The following is a 13,712-nucleotide window of genomic DNA, read 5'->3' on the forward strand; positions in this document are numbered from 1 at the left end:
AGCGCAGCAAGATGCCCAAGACCGTATTGACCGTCGATGATTCACCGTCGATCCGCCGGATGATCGCGATGACCCTGCAAGAGGCGGGGTATGATGTCGTGGAGGCGGTGGACGGGAAGGATGGCCTTGACAAGGCCTTGGCCCGCCCGATGGACGCGATCATCACCGATCAGAACATGCCCAACCTTGATGGTCTGGGCTTCATTCGTGCGCTGCGTCAGCACCCGCAGGGCAAGGGCGTTCCGATCGTGGTGCTGTCTACCGATAGCGAGGAAGGGCTGAAGCAGCAGGCGCGCGAGGCGGGCGCGCTGGGCTGGATGGTGAAGCCTTTCACGCAGGACAAGCTTTTGGCCGTGATCAAGAAGGTTCTGGGCTGATGATGGATGACATGACGGCGATCTTCCGCGAGGAAGTGCGAGACTTACTGGAAAGCCTTGAGCGGGGGCTTTTGGACCTGAAATCGCGGCCCGAGGATATGGGTCTGGTCAATCAGGTCTTTCGCGACCTGCATACGGTGAAGGGCAGCGGGGCGATGTTCGGGTTCACCGAACTGGCCGCCTTCATCCATGAATTCGAGACGGTGTTCGACAAGGTTCGGTCCGGCCATCTGGCCGTGGGGCCCGATCTTCTGCGCCTTGCCCTTGCGGCGAAGGATGAAATCCCCGGTTTGGTCGAAGGCGAGGCCGATCCCGAAGGTCGGCGCGGGGCGATCCTTTCCGGGCTGCACGGGTTGCTTGGCGGGGGGCCTGTCACTGCGGCTGGCGAACCCGAAGCGGCCGGGGACACGGTCGAAGCAGGGGAGGTGGCTGTGGCGGGGGCCATGCGCCTGACCTTCCGGCTGACCGGGGCGGCGCTGGCGCTGGGCGCGCGGCCTGACCTGGTGCTGGACGAATTGCGCGGCTTGGGCGCGACGGGGATCGTGGCCGATCTGGCCGATGTGCCGCCGCTGGACCGTCTGGATGTAGAGGCCTGCGCGATTGGCTGGTCGATGCAGCTGCCGGCGTCGGTGACAGCTGCGCAGGTGGAAGAGGTGTTCCTTTTCGTCGATGCGGAATGGGCGCTTGAGGCAGATGCCGTGGCGGCTGCGGCCGTGGTCGAGGCCGAGGTGGCTGTGCCGGCCCCGATAGAGGCTGTGGCGGCTGCTGCGGCACCTGCCGCCCCAGTGGCCCGACCTGTCGCCAAGCCGGAGCCGAAAGCCGAAGCGAAGGCCGAGGCCAAATCGGATGCCGGTGCGACGATCCGCGTTCCAGCCGAGCGTCTGGATGCGTTGATGGATGCAGTGGGCGAATTGGTCATCGCCGAGGCACGGCTGACCCAGTTGGCGCGCGACCTGCGCGACCCCGCACTTATGGCCACGGCGGAACAGATCACCCGGCTGGCGGGCGGTCTGCGCGATGCAACGATGACGATGCGCATGGTGCCGATGCGGTCGCTGGTCGGGCGGTTCCGTCGGCTTGTCCTTGATCTGTCGGACAAGCTGGGCAAGCCGGTTGAATTCCGCGTGACAGGTGAGGAAACCGAGCTTGACAAGACGGTCATCGAAAAGCTGGCCGATCCGCTGGTCCATGTGCTGCGCAACGCGCTGGATCATGGGATGGAAATGCCGGATGCCCGCGTCGCTGCCGGGAAAGCACGCGAGGGGCTGGTGGAACTGGTCGCAGAACATGCGGGGGCCGAGGTTCTGATCAAGGTGCGCGACGATGGCAAGGGGATGGACCCGGCCAAACTGCGCGAAAAGGCGATTGCTAAGGGCTTGATCACTGCGGAGACGCAACTGACCGAGGCGCAGATCTTCGCGCTGATCTTCGAGCCCGGCTTTTCCACCGCCGAGGCCGTGACCGATCTGTCGGGGCGCGGCGTGGGGATGGATGTGGTGCGCCGGACGATCGACGCGCTGCGTGGGACGATCCAGATCGAATCCGCGCTTGGTCGCGGCACAACCGTGACGCTGCGCCTGCCGCTGACGCTGGCCATCATCGAAGGGTTGCAGATCGAAGTGGCGGGCGAACAGTACATTCTGCCCATGACGAATGTGCAGGAGATCGTGGAACTGCCGCCCGAGAAGGTGGAACCCAGCCGGACCGAAGATTTCCTGGATGTGCGGGGTGGATTCGTTCCCTTCCTGCGGCTGCGCAGCCTGTTTGACTGCGCGGGCGAGCCGGGATCGGGGCAGAATGTGGTGATCGTGCGCGCGGGTGAGGCGCGGGTGGGCATCGTCGTGGATCGGATCATCGGCACGAACCAGACGGTCATCAAGCAGATGTCGAAGCTGCATGCCGGGGTGCGGGCGCTGTCTGGGGCAACGCTGTTGGGCAATGGGTCCATCGCGCTGATCCTTGATGTGGGGCACCTCGTCGGCATGTCGCGGCAGCAGGGTGAGGCGGCGCAGGTCGCGCGGCAGGAGGTTCTGGCATGACGATCCATCATCTGAAGGAAGATCGGTCACTGACGGTGGTCACACTGTCGCTGGGTAAGCAGGTGCTTGCCATCCCGGCGGTGCGACTGCGCGAGATCCTTGATCCCATGCCCGTGACGCGGGTGCCGGGGGCCGGGCCACTGGTTCCGGCGGTTCTGAACGTGCGGGGGACGGTGGTGCCGCTTGCGAACCTGAAGCAGGTGCTGCGTATCCCCGAAGTGGAAGCGGATGACCGCCGCCGCATCCTTGTTCTGGATGTGACCATTGCGGGCGAGGCAGCGGTTGTCGCGATCGAGGCCGATGCCGTGCATGAGGTGGCCACTATCGAAACCGCGATCATCGAGGCGGTTCCCGCGACGGCCAGCGCATGGCCGCCGGAATATTTGACCGGTCTGTACCGTGGCGGCGAGGGTTTCGTTCTGATGCCCGACCTTGACCACATTTTATCTGTGTTGGCCCAGAGGCCAATTGTTTAACGCCTGGAAAGGGCCTGTGATGAGACTGACGATCAAAACCAAACTGGCTGCGACCTTTGTCCTTGTCTTCGCGCTATGGGGCGTGTCGACGGGGCTTTCGGTGACCTATCTGAGCGCGGCCAATCATCGCTATGCCGAGACGGTGCAGCGCGACATCGTCCGGTTGCTGGAGATCGAGGATCTGGTGACCGAAAAGCTGTTGGTGCGCCAGAATGTCGGATTGGTTCTGATCGGGCTGCCGAATGCGCCCGCCGATCACATCCCGAACCTTGTGGAAAAGGTGAAGGCCGGGGCGGCCCGTGTGGATGAGCTGATTGCCGATCTGCGGTCGCAGACGACGGACCCCGCCATCCTTGACAAGATCACGCAATTCGACGCCATCCATCAGGAAGCGTTCAAGCTGCAGGTGCGGATTATCGATGCCGAGCTTGCCGGGAATGGCGATCAGGCGAACACGCTGTATCACACGGTGGGCGGTGAGGTCGCGGACCAGATCACGACGGCGTTGGGCGAATTGCGCACCATGGTGCAGGTCATCGCGCATGAGAACGAGGCGCTGACAAATGCGGAATACTCCTCGGCCAAGTTGATGATGCTCTCGCTGTTCGCGGTATCTGCGGCGGTGACGGCGGCGGCGGCCTTCTGGATCATGGCGGGTCTGTCGCGCGGCTTGAAGCAATCCGTCGCCTTGGCCACGTCGATCGCCGAGGGTGATCTGGCGGTGGCGACAGAGGCACGCACGAATGACGAAATCGCCGATCTACTGAAGGCGCAGGCGGTCATGGTGGTGAAGCTGCGCGAAATCGTGGCCAGTGTGAACCAATCGGCGCGCAATGTGGCGTCGGGGTCCACGCAGATGGCATCGACCTCTGAGGAAATGAGCAAAGGCGCGACGGAGCAGGCATCGTCCACCGAAGAGGCCTCGGCCGCGGTTGAGCAGATGGCGGCGAACATCAAGCAGAGCGCCGAGAATGCGCAGATAACCGAGAAGATCGCGGCGAAATCGGCCGAAGATGCACGTGCCAGCGGCAAGGCTGTGGCCGATGCAGTCGAGGCGATGCAGACAATCGCGGACCGGATCATGATCGTGCAGGAAATCGCGCGGCAGACCGATCTTCTGGCGCTCAATGCGGCGGTCGAGGCGGCGCGGGCGGGCGAACATGGGCGCGGCTTTGCCGTGGTGGCCGCAGAGGTGCGCAAATTGGCAGAACGCAGCCAGACGGCAGCGGCAGAAATCTCCTCCTTGTCAGCATCGACGGTGCGGACGGCGGCCAGCGCGGGCGAAATGCTGCAAGGGCTGGTGCCGGATATCGAAAAGACCTCGGCCCTTGTGACGGAGATCAGCGTGGCGTCGCGCGAATTGGCGACGGGTTCGGCGCAGATCAGCCTGTCGATCCAGCAGTTGGACAAGGTCACGCAAGAAAACACCGCGGCCGCAGAAGAGCTGTCGGCCAGCGCCACTGAACTGGCGAGCCAGGCTGAAATGTTGTCCGAGGCAATGGCGTTTTTCCGCACGGGTCCAGAGGCGCAGTCGGTGAAGGTGGTGGTGAAAGCCGCGCCTGCCGAGATGCGGCCCGTGACGCGGGCGAAGGCTGCACCGAAGGTCGAAGGCGGGTTCGACTTCGATCTGGGTGGGGAGTCGGATGACGAATTGGACGCGCGATTCAAGCGCCGCGATGCGGCCTGAGGAGGGACGATGACCGAGAATGCAACTGTCGTGACATTTGTGGCGGATGAAGCGTTGTATGCGGTGCCAGTCGAAAGGGTGCAGGAAATCCTTGACCTGCGCCCGATTGCCCCGCTGCCCAGTACGCCGTCGCATTTGCTGGGGGTGATCGACCTGCGCGGTGCGAATGTGCCGGTGGTGGACCTCCGCCGCCTGCTGGGGCGCCCCGATACCGAGGATACGGCGCAGAGCCGTATCCTTGTGGTGCAGGTGGGCCATGAAGGCGCGCAAATCGTGCTGGGGATCAAGACCGACCGGGTGATCGAAGTGACGGCGCTGGATGAGCCAGAGCTCAAGCCCTTGGCCGAGGCAGAGCTTCTGCGTTGGACGGGCAGTGCCGTGGCGGGCATCGCGCGCTGCCGGGGCGCGGTGGTGAGTGTGCTGGACCTCGACCGGTTGTTCGCGCGGCCCGACATCATGGCGGCTGCCGAGGCAGGACCGTTCGATCTGGCCGATGCCGCCGCCTGACAGGGTGCGGGTGCAGGGTTGGCCGCCCCGCGACAGGGGCGGTCGAGAGGCAGAAGAGAATGGCGCGATGCTGAGTGAAAATGTCCAACAGGCCAGCGACCGGTTCCGCGACCTGATCCGGTCGATCACCGGGATCAGTCTGCCGCCGCATAAGGTGCAGATGATCGATCAGAGGTTGCGGCGGCGGGTGATGGCCTTTGGCCTGCCGGATACGGAAACCTATTTGGCGCAGCTCATGGCCGGGGCCTTGCCGAAGGATGAGCTGGGACAGGTGATTGACCTAATCACCACAAACACTACGAGCTTTTTCCGCGAGGCGGAGCATTTCACTTTTCTGATCGATGTGGTGCTGGCCGAGAAGATGGCACAGGTTCGCCACGGGATGCCGGCACGGTTCAAGCTGTGGTCGGCGGCGGCTTCGGAAGGGGCCGAGGCCTATACGGCAGCGATGGTTCTGGAAGAGGCGCGTCGCGCGGGGAAGGGGTGCGATTGGGCGATCCTTGGCACCGATCTGAGCCAGCGGATGGTCGATCGCGCGCAGGCCGCGATCTACGCGAATGACCAGCTTTCGACGGTGCCCGCGGCTTTGCAGCGGCGGTATTTCCTGACCTCGGACGACCCCAGCGTCGCGGGAAAGTCGCGCGTGGTGCCGGAGTTGCGCCGGAACGTGCGCTTCCGCCATCTGAACCTGATGGATCACCGCTATCCCGTCGACCGGGATGTGGACGTGGTGATGTTGCGCAACGTGCTGATCTATTTCGATCAGACGGATAAAGAGCAGGTGGTGGATCGCCTTGCCGGGCATCTGCTTTCCGGGGGGTATCTGATTGTCGGACATGCCGAAAGCATGGTGGTGCGGCATCCCGCGCTGCGGCAGGTCCGGCCCACGATTTTCAGGAAGGTGTGAGATGGCGCTGAAACCCAACGATGCGGCAAAGGTTCTGATCGTGGACGACAGCGCCTCGGCACGGGCGATGCTGCGGGCAATTGTGGAAAGCGACCCGGGTCTTTCGGTGATGGCCGTCTGTATCGACGCCTTCGAGGCGGCAAAGGTGATGCGGGACAGCCTGCCGGATGTGATCCTGCTGGACCTTGAACTGCCGGGCATGGATGGGATGACCTTCCTGAAGAAGATCATGGCGCAAAAGCCCTTGCCGGTGGTGATCTGCTCCGGGCTGACGGCGCGCGGATCTGAGCAGAGCATCGCGGCGCTTGAGGCGGGCGCGGTGGAGGTGATCCTGAAGCCTTCGGCGGGCGATGACCGTGCGCGGGCCGAGGCGCAGGTGCGCATCTGCGATGCCCTGCGCGCGGCGGCTCAAAGCCGGAAGGGGGGGCGTGCGGGCATCCTGCCCGGCGCGCTGCGGGCACCGGGGGCGAAGCTGACGGCGGATGAGATTCTGCCGCCGCCGAATCTGACGCGGCCTGTTCCCCTGACCGAGCCTATCGTTTGCATCGGCGCATCGACCGGCGGGACAGAGGCGCTGCGCCAGGTGCTGGTGGCGCTGCCGCCAGATGCGCCTGCAATCTGCATCGTGCAACATATGCCTGCCGGGTTCACCGCGGCCTTCGCGCGGCGGCTGGACGGGCTGTGCAAGGTGAAGGTGACCGAAGCTGTCGATGGCGCCACGGTGGGGCAGGGCGAGGTGCTGATCGCGCCGGGCGACCAGCATATGATCCTGCGGCGGCTTACGTCCGGCTATCGGGTGTCGGTGGTGCAGGGGCCCTATGTCAGCCGCCATCGCCCGTCGGTCGATGTGCTGTTCCGGTCGGCGGCTGGATCGGCAGGGGCCAATGCGCTGGGCATTATCCTGACGGGGATGGGCGATGACGGGGCGCGCTGTTTGGGTGAGATGAAGGCGGCGGGTGCCGCCACGATCGCGCAGGATGAGGCGAGTTCCGTCGTCTATGGCATGCCGCGCGAAGCGGTGCGGATGGGCAGCGTGGGGCAGACCCTGCCCCTCGACAAGATGGCGACGACGATCATGGCTTTCGCCCGTCGCCACAGGACAGGAGTTCAGGCATGACCATCGCAACCCCCATCTTCGGTTCCAAGGCGCGACAGGCGGTGGCCGATCCGCTGGAAGGTGTGCTGCGGATCACGGAAGAAACCTTTGTGCAGGCGGGCGACGCCCTTTCTGGCGCGGTAGAGATCCTGAAAGGGACCGAAACGCTGTTTGCACGGCTGGATGTCACGCTGGGCGATGAGACGAGCGCACAGTTGGCGTCCCTAATCGAAGAAACCTTCGCCAATGTGGAGGTGATCCGTGCCGATTTCGACGGGTTCAGCCGCGATGCCGTGGCGCTGCGTGCCGCAGTGCGCAACGTGCGGGTGGAGGTGAACGAATTGGACCGCGTGGTGCGGACCATTTCCAATGTGTCGATCAATGCGCGTATTCAGGGCAATGGGCTGGTGCCGCCGCGCCCGCAGGTGAATTCCTTTATCGAACGCCTTGCCTCGATGGCATCGGAAGCCGAAAGCATCCTGACCGAGGTGAAGGATGCCATGGTCGGGATCGGGCATGACACCGGGGCGATGGAAGCCAGTTTGCTGGAGTTGCGGCAGGAATTGATGCTGCATGTCTTGCCACGGCTCAGCCGTTTCGCGGCCATCGCGCAGTCCGTGCAGGATGGCCGGGCCGAGATGACGCGGATGAGCGGCGATCTGGCGGCGCGGATGCGGGTGGTGTTTTCCGAAGTGTCGCGGATGATCATGGCGTTGCAGACCGGGGACAGCACGCGCCAGCGACTGGAACGGGTGCGCGAGGTGCTGGCCGAGGCGTCGATGGTGCCCGGATCGGGGCTGGAGGCGGTGCTGGTCGACCTTGCCAAGGCACTGTCGGCGGCGGCGCGCGAGGATGCCGAGGCTGAGATTGGCGTGTCGGTTTCTGCACTCTCTGCGGTGCGGACAAGCGCCGATCAGGCAATGGCTGCGGCGCGCAGCTTTTATTTCGCGAAGGCAGGTCGCGGCAGCGGTGATGGCGGCACGGCAGGGGATGCCGAGGCGCTGTCGGCCAGCCTGGCGCGGGTCAAGCGGAACCTTTCCGTGATGCGCGGACGGGCCGAACAGTTGCGCGGGCGGCTGGATGTGATCCTGAAGCATGAGGCGACAATCCGACAGATTGCCCAACAGGTGCGCCTGTCGGGGCTGAATGCGGTGCTGATCTGCGCCAAGCTGGGCGAAGAGGGGCGGTCCTTGCGCGAATTGGCGCAATGGCTGCGCACGTTGACGGATGAAAGCGATGCCATCGTGCAGCGCCTGCAAGGCCATCTGGCCGAGACGCGCAACCGCACCCGCGAGGCGGGGCAAGCGGGGGTAGACCGTCTGGAGGGGGCGCTGTCGGGCTTTATCGGGGATGCCGAAGCGCTGAATGAGGCCATGGGCCAGATCGACCGCGTGGTCAGCGATACGGCGCGGGGCTTTGATCAGGCGGGCAAGGCGCTGCCGATGAAGCTGGGTCAGGCGGCGGAGCGGCTTGAGACGTTCCATCGGGCGTTGGACGAATTGGCGCGTCTGGAGGCAGGGTTCCTTTTGCGGCGGATGATGCTGGCCGACCCGGTGCTGCCGATGGTCGAAGGCACGCATGAGGCCGAGGTTTTGGCCCGCCAGCGCGCGCGCTATACGATGCAGGCCGAGCGGGCGATCCATGACGGGGTGATCGGTGCGGGGCTTGCCCCTGTTGTGGCCCCGCAAGAGGCTGCCGCGGAAGAGACGCTGGACGACATCCTGTTCTGATCGCGTTTGACAAGGATCAAGGCGCGAGGCTGTGGGCATCAGGGAAAAAGGGGTGAGACCCCTTCCTTTCCTGATGGTGTGCCATGCGTTTCCTGCTGCCTTCCCTTCTGCTTTCCCTTTTGTTTTGTGCTGTCGCGCTTGCCTTTTCCTTGGGCATGGGTCAGGTGCGCGGCGATTGGCTGTTTGCGGCTGTGATGCTGGCGGTCGGGCTTGGTCTGCTGACCGGGCCGATTTTGGCAGATCAGCGGGGGTAGGGTATATGGCGCCGAGGGGCTATTCGCGGGCGCAGATCGCGCTTCATTGGGCAATGGCGGGGCTGATCGCTGTCAACTTGATTTTCGAGGATTGGATCAAGGCGGGGTGGGAATCCATCGAAGATGGTTTTGGCCCAGTCTATGACGCGGGGGCCTTGGCTCATATCGGGATCGGGGTGGCGGTGTTGGTTTTGGTGGTGCTGCGGCTGGCGCTGCGCATTGGGCGCGGGGTGCCGGACCTGCCCGCTGGGATGAAGGCGCAGGAACGGCTGGCCGCGCATCTGGGTCATGCGGCGCTCTATGCCCTGATGATCGGGGTGCCGGTGATGGGGCTTTTGGCGTGGTTCCTTGCGTCGGACGATCTGGCAGAGCTGCACGAGTTGGGCAAACCCGCCTTCATCCTGTTGATCGCCGTGCATGCCGGGGCGGCGGTCTGGCATCAGCTTGTCCGCAAGGATGGGTTGATGGACAGGATGCGCCGCCCGGGCTGAGGTCAGTCGCGCGCGGGCGCATCCAGAAAGACGCGGACCGTTTCTTCGAATTCGCGTGGCTTTTCAGCATGTAGCCAATGACCTGCACCGGGGATACGGGCGAAGCGCGCGGCCGGAAAGAGCGCACGGATCGTGTCGCGGTATTCTGGTTTGACGTAGTGGCTTTCGGCCCCGGTGAGGAAAAGCGTGGGGTGGTCGAACCGCCCCATCGTGCCGGGCCAGCCGACGATATGGGGCATCTCAGCCTCAAGCACGTCAAGGTTAAGCCGCCAGCGCGGGCCGCCTTCGGCCTTGAGGTCCAAGGATTGCAGGAAGAAAGCGCGCAGGGCTGGATCGTCGATCAGGGCAGAGAGGCGGCGATCCGCCTCGCCCCTTGTGGAAAGATCGGACAGGTTCAGCGCCCGCATCGCATCGATATGGCGGGTCTGGTCGTGGCCATAGGCGACGGGGGCGATATCGGCCACGACAAGGCGGCGGATCAGGCTGGGTTCGGTCAGGGCAAGCTGCATTGCGGCCTTGCCGCCCATGGAATGGCCCAAAAGATCGGCGGGCGCACCGATATGGCGGATCACCCCGGCCAGATCGGCGGCCAGATCGGGATAGCGGTGGTTGGGCTGGCGCGGGCTTTCGCCATGATTGCGCATATCGACGGCAAAGACATCGCGGTGATCGGCCAGACGGCGGGCAATGACCCCCCAATTGCGCCCTGAACCGAAAAGGCCATGCGCGATGATGAGCGGCGGGTGTTCGGCCTTGGTCGCGGCGGGATGGGGGATCAGGTTCAGCATTGTTTCCCTTTTGCGTCAGGGTCGTTTCCGGGTCTTGGCATTGTCCTGCCTCAATACAGCCTTTATTCTGCCATAATCTATTCAAGGGTATGTATATGCCTGCCGTGGCAGTCATCATTTTGCAGAAGGCGGAACGCATCAGTGCGTTGCTGGAAGAGCGGGTCGGCGTCAAGGCCGGCACCTCGCTTGAGGCGGGCCTGCGGCATGCAAGCCGCCATCTGCCTTATGACGCGCGGGCGGCGGGGCGGCGTTTGGCGGCGGCGGGGCAGTTGGCAAGGCGCTCTGCCGGGATCGTGGATGTCGACGCGCACCGATTTGACGACGATTATCGTGTTCTGCTGCGCCACCTTCAGGCGATCGAGCCGGGGCGTGTGCGACCACCGGGACCGTCGGTTTGGCGGTTTGTGACCGGTGTGGCGACGGCGGTCGCGTCGGTCGTTGTTTTGGGTGTGGGCCTTGCCTATGCCGGGTTGATCTGACGCGCGGGGGCAGGACCGCCAAGCGCGCTGCGGCTTACCACGGTCACCGTGACGAAGGACACGTAGAGCAAGAGATACCACGCGCCAAGCTTTCCCAAGCTGACGAATTGGCCAGGGGTCTGCCCGGAGTAAAGCCATGTCCCGGTGGCCGTGCCGATATTTTCGGCAACCCAAAGCGCAAGCGCCGAAAGGAAGGCCGCAAGGGGGAGGGGCATCCAGTGGGCCCGGTCGGTGATGCGGAACCAGACACGAGTGCGTGCGTAAAGAACCACCGTTGCCGCAAAAAGGGCGATGCGGATATCGGGCAGAAAGTGGTGGGCGAAGAAGTTCACATAGATCGCCACTGCAAGCAGGATCGTCAGGGCAAAGGGCGGATAGGGGGTGAAGCGCATGTCGAAGATGCGGATCACGCGGGCCATATAGCTGCCGACGGCGGCATACATGAAACCGGAGAAGAGGGGCACCTCCATCACCTTAAGCAGGGCGGGTTCGGGATAGGCCCAAGAGCCTGCGCCGACCTTGAACCATTCCATCGCCGTTCCCGTCAGGTGAAACAGCAAGATGACCCGCGCTTCTTCCCATGTTTCCAGCTTTAGCCAAAGGAAGACTGCCTGCGTCGCAAGGGCAAAGAGGAACAGCGCGTCATAGCGGTGGATCGGCCAATCGGGCTGCCAGATCAGCCGCGAGGCGATGATGGCGGCGAGCATCAGCCCGCCGAAGAGGCAGGCCCAGCCCTGTTTCAGGACGAACAGCGTGAACTCGGCCACGGGCAGGGGCAGGCGGGCGCGGGCCGCGTCGCCAAGGCGATGTTCAAGGCTGCGGGTGTCGCGGATCATGAGGACGCGATGATGGGGCGTTCGCGGCGGGGTGGAGGCTGCGCTGTCAGATGGGCGCGGGCGGCACCATGGGCATCGTGGATCGCATGCGCGATCAGCCCCGGCGCGCGGGCATCGCCAATCCGCCGAAGCGTGGCCAAGCCCTTGTTTTGCAGGGCATTATAAAGCGCGTCCTGAGGTTCTCGCGAGGTCACCGGGATCAGCGTCACGCAAGGAATGGAGGTTTCGCGCCCGGTATAGGCGCAGGCGAGGGTGGCGCTATCGGGGGCAAGGGCGGTGACGATCTGGCCAAGCTTCAGGCTGACGCCCCGTTCGATCAGCCGCGCCTGAAGGCGGGTTTGTTCGACGGTGTAAGTGGTCCATTCCGCGACAGTTCCCGCGGGGGACACATAGGTTACCGCATGGCCTTCGGCGGCCAGCAGATCGGCCAGGCCTGCAGCGATGTGATAGCCTTCATCATCAAAGATGACGACGGGGCCCTGCATGGGCCTTGCGCCATTCAGCACCTCATCCGGCGTCAGGATGTTTGGGCCTGAAAAGGACGCCACGCCGCCCGGATTGCTGCGCCCGCGCCCGTCGGCACGCCAGAGACTGCCAGTGGCGATCATGACATGGGCAAGACCTGTTTCGCGGATGTCATCGGCTGTCATCGCGCTTCCGGGATAAAGCGTGACCTGCGAAAGCTTGCCAATCTGGGTCAGTCGCCAATCGATCACGCGGCCCCATTCCGACAGGCCGGGAAGGCGCGCCTCGCGCGTGACGCGGCCGCCGGGTTCGCCTGCCTCGGCCAAGACCACGGGGATGCCGCGCTGGCCCAAGGTGACGGCCGCCTCAAGCCCCGCAGGGCCAGCGCCGATGATCAGCACGGGATCGGCTTGGCCAATCAGGGCGGGGACGCGGTCGGGATGCCAGCCCTGCCGCCACTCTTCGCCCATCGTGGGGTTTTGGGTGCAGCGGATCGGCGCGCCGAGGCCGTCATGAGCGTAGCAGATGTTGCAGCCGATGCATTCGCGGATGTCATCAAGCCGCCCGTCGCGGATCTTTGCCGGAAGGAAGGGGTCGGCGATGGACGGGCGGGCGGCCCCGATGAAATCGAGGATGCCGCGGCGCAGTTGCGACAGCATCGTGTCAGGGCTTGTGAAACGGCCAACGGAAACGACGGGTTTGCCCGTTGCTTTGCGGATATGGCCGACATGGGTTTCTAGGGCGGCTTCCTTGACGAAACGGGAGGGGCCCATTTCCACCCCGTAGTCGGGGATGGTGACGTCAAACACATCCACAAGGGGGGCGATCTGGCCAAGGAATTCGGCGCGGGCTTCGGCGCCGCGGCCGTCTTCATCCGTCACTTCGATGCGGATGGCGATGGCGGCGCGGTCGCCTACGGCATCGCGGGTGTCGGCTAGAAGGTCGCGGATCAGGCGGGTGCGGGCGTCGAAATCGCGCCCATGGTCATCGGCGCGGGCGTTCAGCGCCGGGTCAAGGAATTGCGCCAGCAGGTAGGTATGGGCGGCGTAGACATAGACCACGTCGAAATCGGCGGCCTTGGCGCGCAGGGCAGCGGCGCGATGCCAGTCACGCAAGTCTTTGATATCCTGACGATCCATGCGCTGGTTCTGCCAAGGGGCGGTATCCGACAGAATGCTTTCGGGGCCAAGGCCTGCCGCGCGGCTTAGGACATTGGCGCTGCGTCCACCGCCATGCCAAAGCTCAACCCCGGCAAGCGCGCCGTGGCTGTGGACGGCCTCGGCCATGGCGGCCATGTTGGCGGTATCGCCATCGTCCCAGAGGCTGGCATAGGGGGCGGGGGTGTCGTCGGATGTGGGATGGATGGAGCAATATTCGCTGTTTACCACGCCCCAGCCACCTTCGGCCTTGATCCCGCGCATCGCGGCCAGTGTGGCGGGGTGCTGGTTGCCCATGCCGGAGCAATGCGGCACTTGCCAAAAGCGGTTGGGGGCGGTCACGGGGCCGATGCGAAGCGGCTGAAACAGAGGCGCGTAACGGGGATCGGGCGACATTCGGACCTGCGACTGACTGTTCAGTCA

14 protein-coding genes are annotated in these 13,712 nt (G+C 64.5%); 11 read left to right on the forward strand and 3 right to left on the reverse strand.

What is annotated here, in order from left to right:
- The first annotated feature begins 11 nt into the window (after nt 1-11).
- The 10 genes from QF092_RS18375 to QF092_RS18420 all read left to right on the forward strand — a co-directional run bounded on the left by QF092_RS18375 (nt 12) and on the right by QF092_RS18420 (nt 9,564).
- Nucleotides 12-377 carry a response regulator gene (locus QF092_RS18375; protein ID WP_281466281.1) on the forward strand — a complete coding sequence of 122 codons (366 nt, stop codon included), beginning with the start codon at nt 12-14 and terminating at the stop codon, nt 375-377.
- Nucleotides 377-2,416: a chemotaxis protein CheA gene (locus QF092_RS18380; protein WP_281466283.1), complete on the forward strand. Its 2,040-nt coding sequence runs from the start codon at nt 377-379 to the stop codon at nt 2,414-2,416. The genes QF092_RS18375 and QF092_RS18380 overlap by 1 nt, the downstream gene beginning before the upstream one ends.
- Nucleotides 2,413-2,892, forward strand: coding sequence for a chemotaxis protein CheW (locus QF092_RS18385; RefSeq protein WP_281466285.1), 480 nt, complete (start codon nt 2,413-2,415; stop codon nt 2,890-2,892). The genes QF092_RS18380 and QF092_RS18385 overlap by 4 nt, the downstream gene beginning before the upstream one ends.
- A 19-nt stretch (nt 2,893-2,911) precedes the next feature.
- Complete coding sequence (locus QF092_RS18390; protein ID WP_281466287.1) at nt 2,912-4,579, forward strand: methyl-accepting chemotaxis protein; 1,668 nt, start codon at nt 2,912-2,914, stop codon at nt 4,577-4,579.
- A gap of 9 nt (nt 4,580-4,588) precedes the next feature.
- Complete coding sequence (locus tag QF092_RS18395) at nt 4,589-5,086, forward strand: chemotaxis protein CheW (RefSeq protein ID WP_281466288.1); 498 nt, start codon at nt 4,589-4,591, stop codon at nt 5,084-5,086.
- Nucleotides 5,073-5,993 carry a CheR family methyltransferase gene (locus tag QF092_RS18400; RefSeq protein ID WP_281466290.1) on the forward strand — a complete coding sequence of 307 codons (921 nt, stop codon included), beginning with the start codon at nt 5,073-5,075 and terminating at the stop codon, nt 5,991-5,993. Before QF092_RS18395 ends, QF092_RS18400 begins: the two co-directional genes overlap by 14 nt.
- A gap of 1 nt (nt 5,994) precedes the next feature.
- A complete protein-coding gene (locus tag QF092_RS18405; protein WP_281466292.1) occupies nt 5,995-7,110 on the forward strand; it encodes a protein-glutamate methylesterase/protein-glutamine glutaminase in 1,116 nt (371 codons plus the stop codon).
- Nucleotides 7,107-8,819 (forward strand): hypothetical protein, encoded by a 1,713-nt coding sequence (locus tag QF092_RS18410; protein WP_281466294.1) that lies wholly within the window; start codon nt 7,107-7,109, stop codon nt 8,817-8,819. Before QF092_RS18405 ends, QF092_RS18410 begins: the two co-directional genes overlap by 4 nt.
- A gap of 83 nt (nt 8,820-8,902) precedes the next feature.
- On the forward strand, nt 8,903-9,073 hold the full coding sequence (locus QF092_RS18415) for a hypothetical protein (RefSeq protein WP_281466296.1): 171 nt from the start codon (nt 8,903-8,905) through the stop codon (nt 9,071-9,073).
- A gap of 5 nt (nt 9,074-9,078) precedes the next feature.
- Nucleotides 9,079-9,564 (forward strand): cytochrome b, encoded by a 486-nt coding sequence (locus tag QF092_RS18420; RefSeq protein WP_281466298.1) that lies wholly within the window; start codon nt 9,079-9,081, stop codon nt 9,562-9,564.
- 2 nt (nt 9,565-9,566) lie between these two features.
- Here QF092_RS18420 and QF092_RS18425 read toward each other — a convergent pair whose 3' ends face one another.
- The gene (locus QF092_RS18425) at nt 9,567-10,352 is read right to left on the reverse strand and encodes an alpha/beta fold hydrolase (RefSeq protein WP_281466300.1); all 786 of its coding nucleotides are present in this window, start codon (nt 10,350-10,352) and stop codon (nt 9,567-9,569) included.
- A 95-nt stretch (nt 10,353-10,447) separates the two neighbouring features.
- On the opposite strand from QF092_RS18425, the gene QF092_RS18430 reads away from it, so the two are divergent.
- On the forward strand, nt 10,448-10,831 hold the full coding sequence (locus tag QF092_RS18430) for a hypothetical protein (protein ID WP_281466301.1): 384 nt from the start codon (nt 10,448-10,450) through the stop codon (nt 10,829-10,831).
- Here the strand turns inward: QF092_RS18430 and QF092_RS18435 are convergent.
- A complete protein-coding gene (locus tag QF092_RS18435) occupies nt 10,813-11,667 on the reverse strand; it encodes a DUF817 domain-containing protein (protein ID WP_281466303.1) in 855 nt (284 codons plus the stop codon). The genes QF092_RS18430 and QF092_RS18435 overlap by 19 nt on opposite strands.
- On the reverse strand, nt 11,664-13,685 hold the full coding sequence (locus QF092_RS18440) for an oxidoreductase (RefSeq protein WP_281466304.1): 2,022 nt from the start codon (nt 13,683-13,685) through the stop codon (nt 11,664-11,666). Before QF092_RS18440 ends, QF092_RS18435 begins: the two co-directional genes overlap by 4 nt.
- Nucleotides 13,686-13,712 lie beyond the last annotated feature (27 nt).

The organism is Fuscovulum ytuae (assembly GCF_029953595.1).
Lineage (GTDB): Bacteria > Pseudomonadota > Alphaproteobacteria > Rhodobacterales > Rhodobacteraceae > Paragemmobacter > Paragemmobacter ytuae.

Coding starts and splice junctions, on each gene's coding strand:
- QF092_RS18415 (WP_281466296.1), top strand. CDS start 8,903: ATGCGTTTCCTGCTGCCTTCCCTTCTGCTTTCCCTTTTGTTTTGTGCT.
- QF092_RS18400 (WP_281466290.1), top strand. CDS start 5,073: ATGCCGCCGCCTGACAGGGTGCGGGTGCAGGGTTGGCCGCCCCGCGAC.
- QF092_RS18390 (WP_281466287.1), top strand. CDS start 2,912: ATGAGACTGACGATCAAAACCAAACTGGCTGCGACCTTTGTCCTTGTC.
- QF092_RS18430 (WP_281466301.1), top strand. CDS start 10,448: ATGCCTGCCGTGGCAGTCATCATTTTGCAGAAGGCGGAACGCATCAGT.
- QF092_RS18395 (WP_281466288.1), top strand. CDS start 4,589: ATGACCGAGAATGCAACTGTCGTGACATTTGTGGCGGATGAAGCGTTG.
- QF092_RS18375 (WP_281466281.1), top strand. CDS start 12: ATGCCCAAGACCGTATTGACCGTCGATGATTCACCGTCGATCCGCCGG.
- QF092_RS18385 (WP_281466285.1), top strand. CDS start 2,413: ATGACGATCCATCATCTGAAGGAAGATCGGTCACTGACGGTGGTCACA.
- QF092_RS18440 (WP_281466304.1), bottom strand. CDS start 13,685: ATGTCGCCCGATCCCCGTTACGCGCCTCTGTTTCAGCCGCTTCGCATC.
- QF092_RS18405 (WP_281466292.1), top strand. CDS start 5,995: ATGGCGCTGAAACCCAACGATGCGGCAAAGGTTCTGATCGTGGACGAC.
- QF092_RS18410 (WP_281466294.1), top strand. CDS start 7,107: ATGACCATCGCAACCCCCATCTTCGGTTCCAAGGCGCGACAGGCGGTG.
- QF092_RS18435 (WP_281466303.1), bottom strand. CDS start 11,667: ATGATCCGCGACACCCGCAGCCTTGAACATCGCCTTGGCGACGCGGCC.
- QF092_RS18420 (WP_281466298.1), top strand. CDS start 9,079: ATGGCGCCGAGGGGCTATTCGCGGGCGCAGATCGCGCTTCATTGGGCA.
- QF092_RS18380 (WP_281466283.1), top strand. CDS start 377: ATGATGGATGACATGACGGCGATCTTCCGCGAGGAAGTGCGAGACTTA.
- QF092_RS18425 (WP_281466300.1), bottom strand. CDS start 10,352: ATGCTGAACCTGATCCCCCATCCCGCCGCGACCAAGGCCGAACACCCG.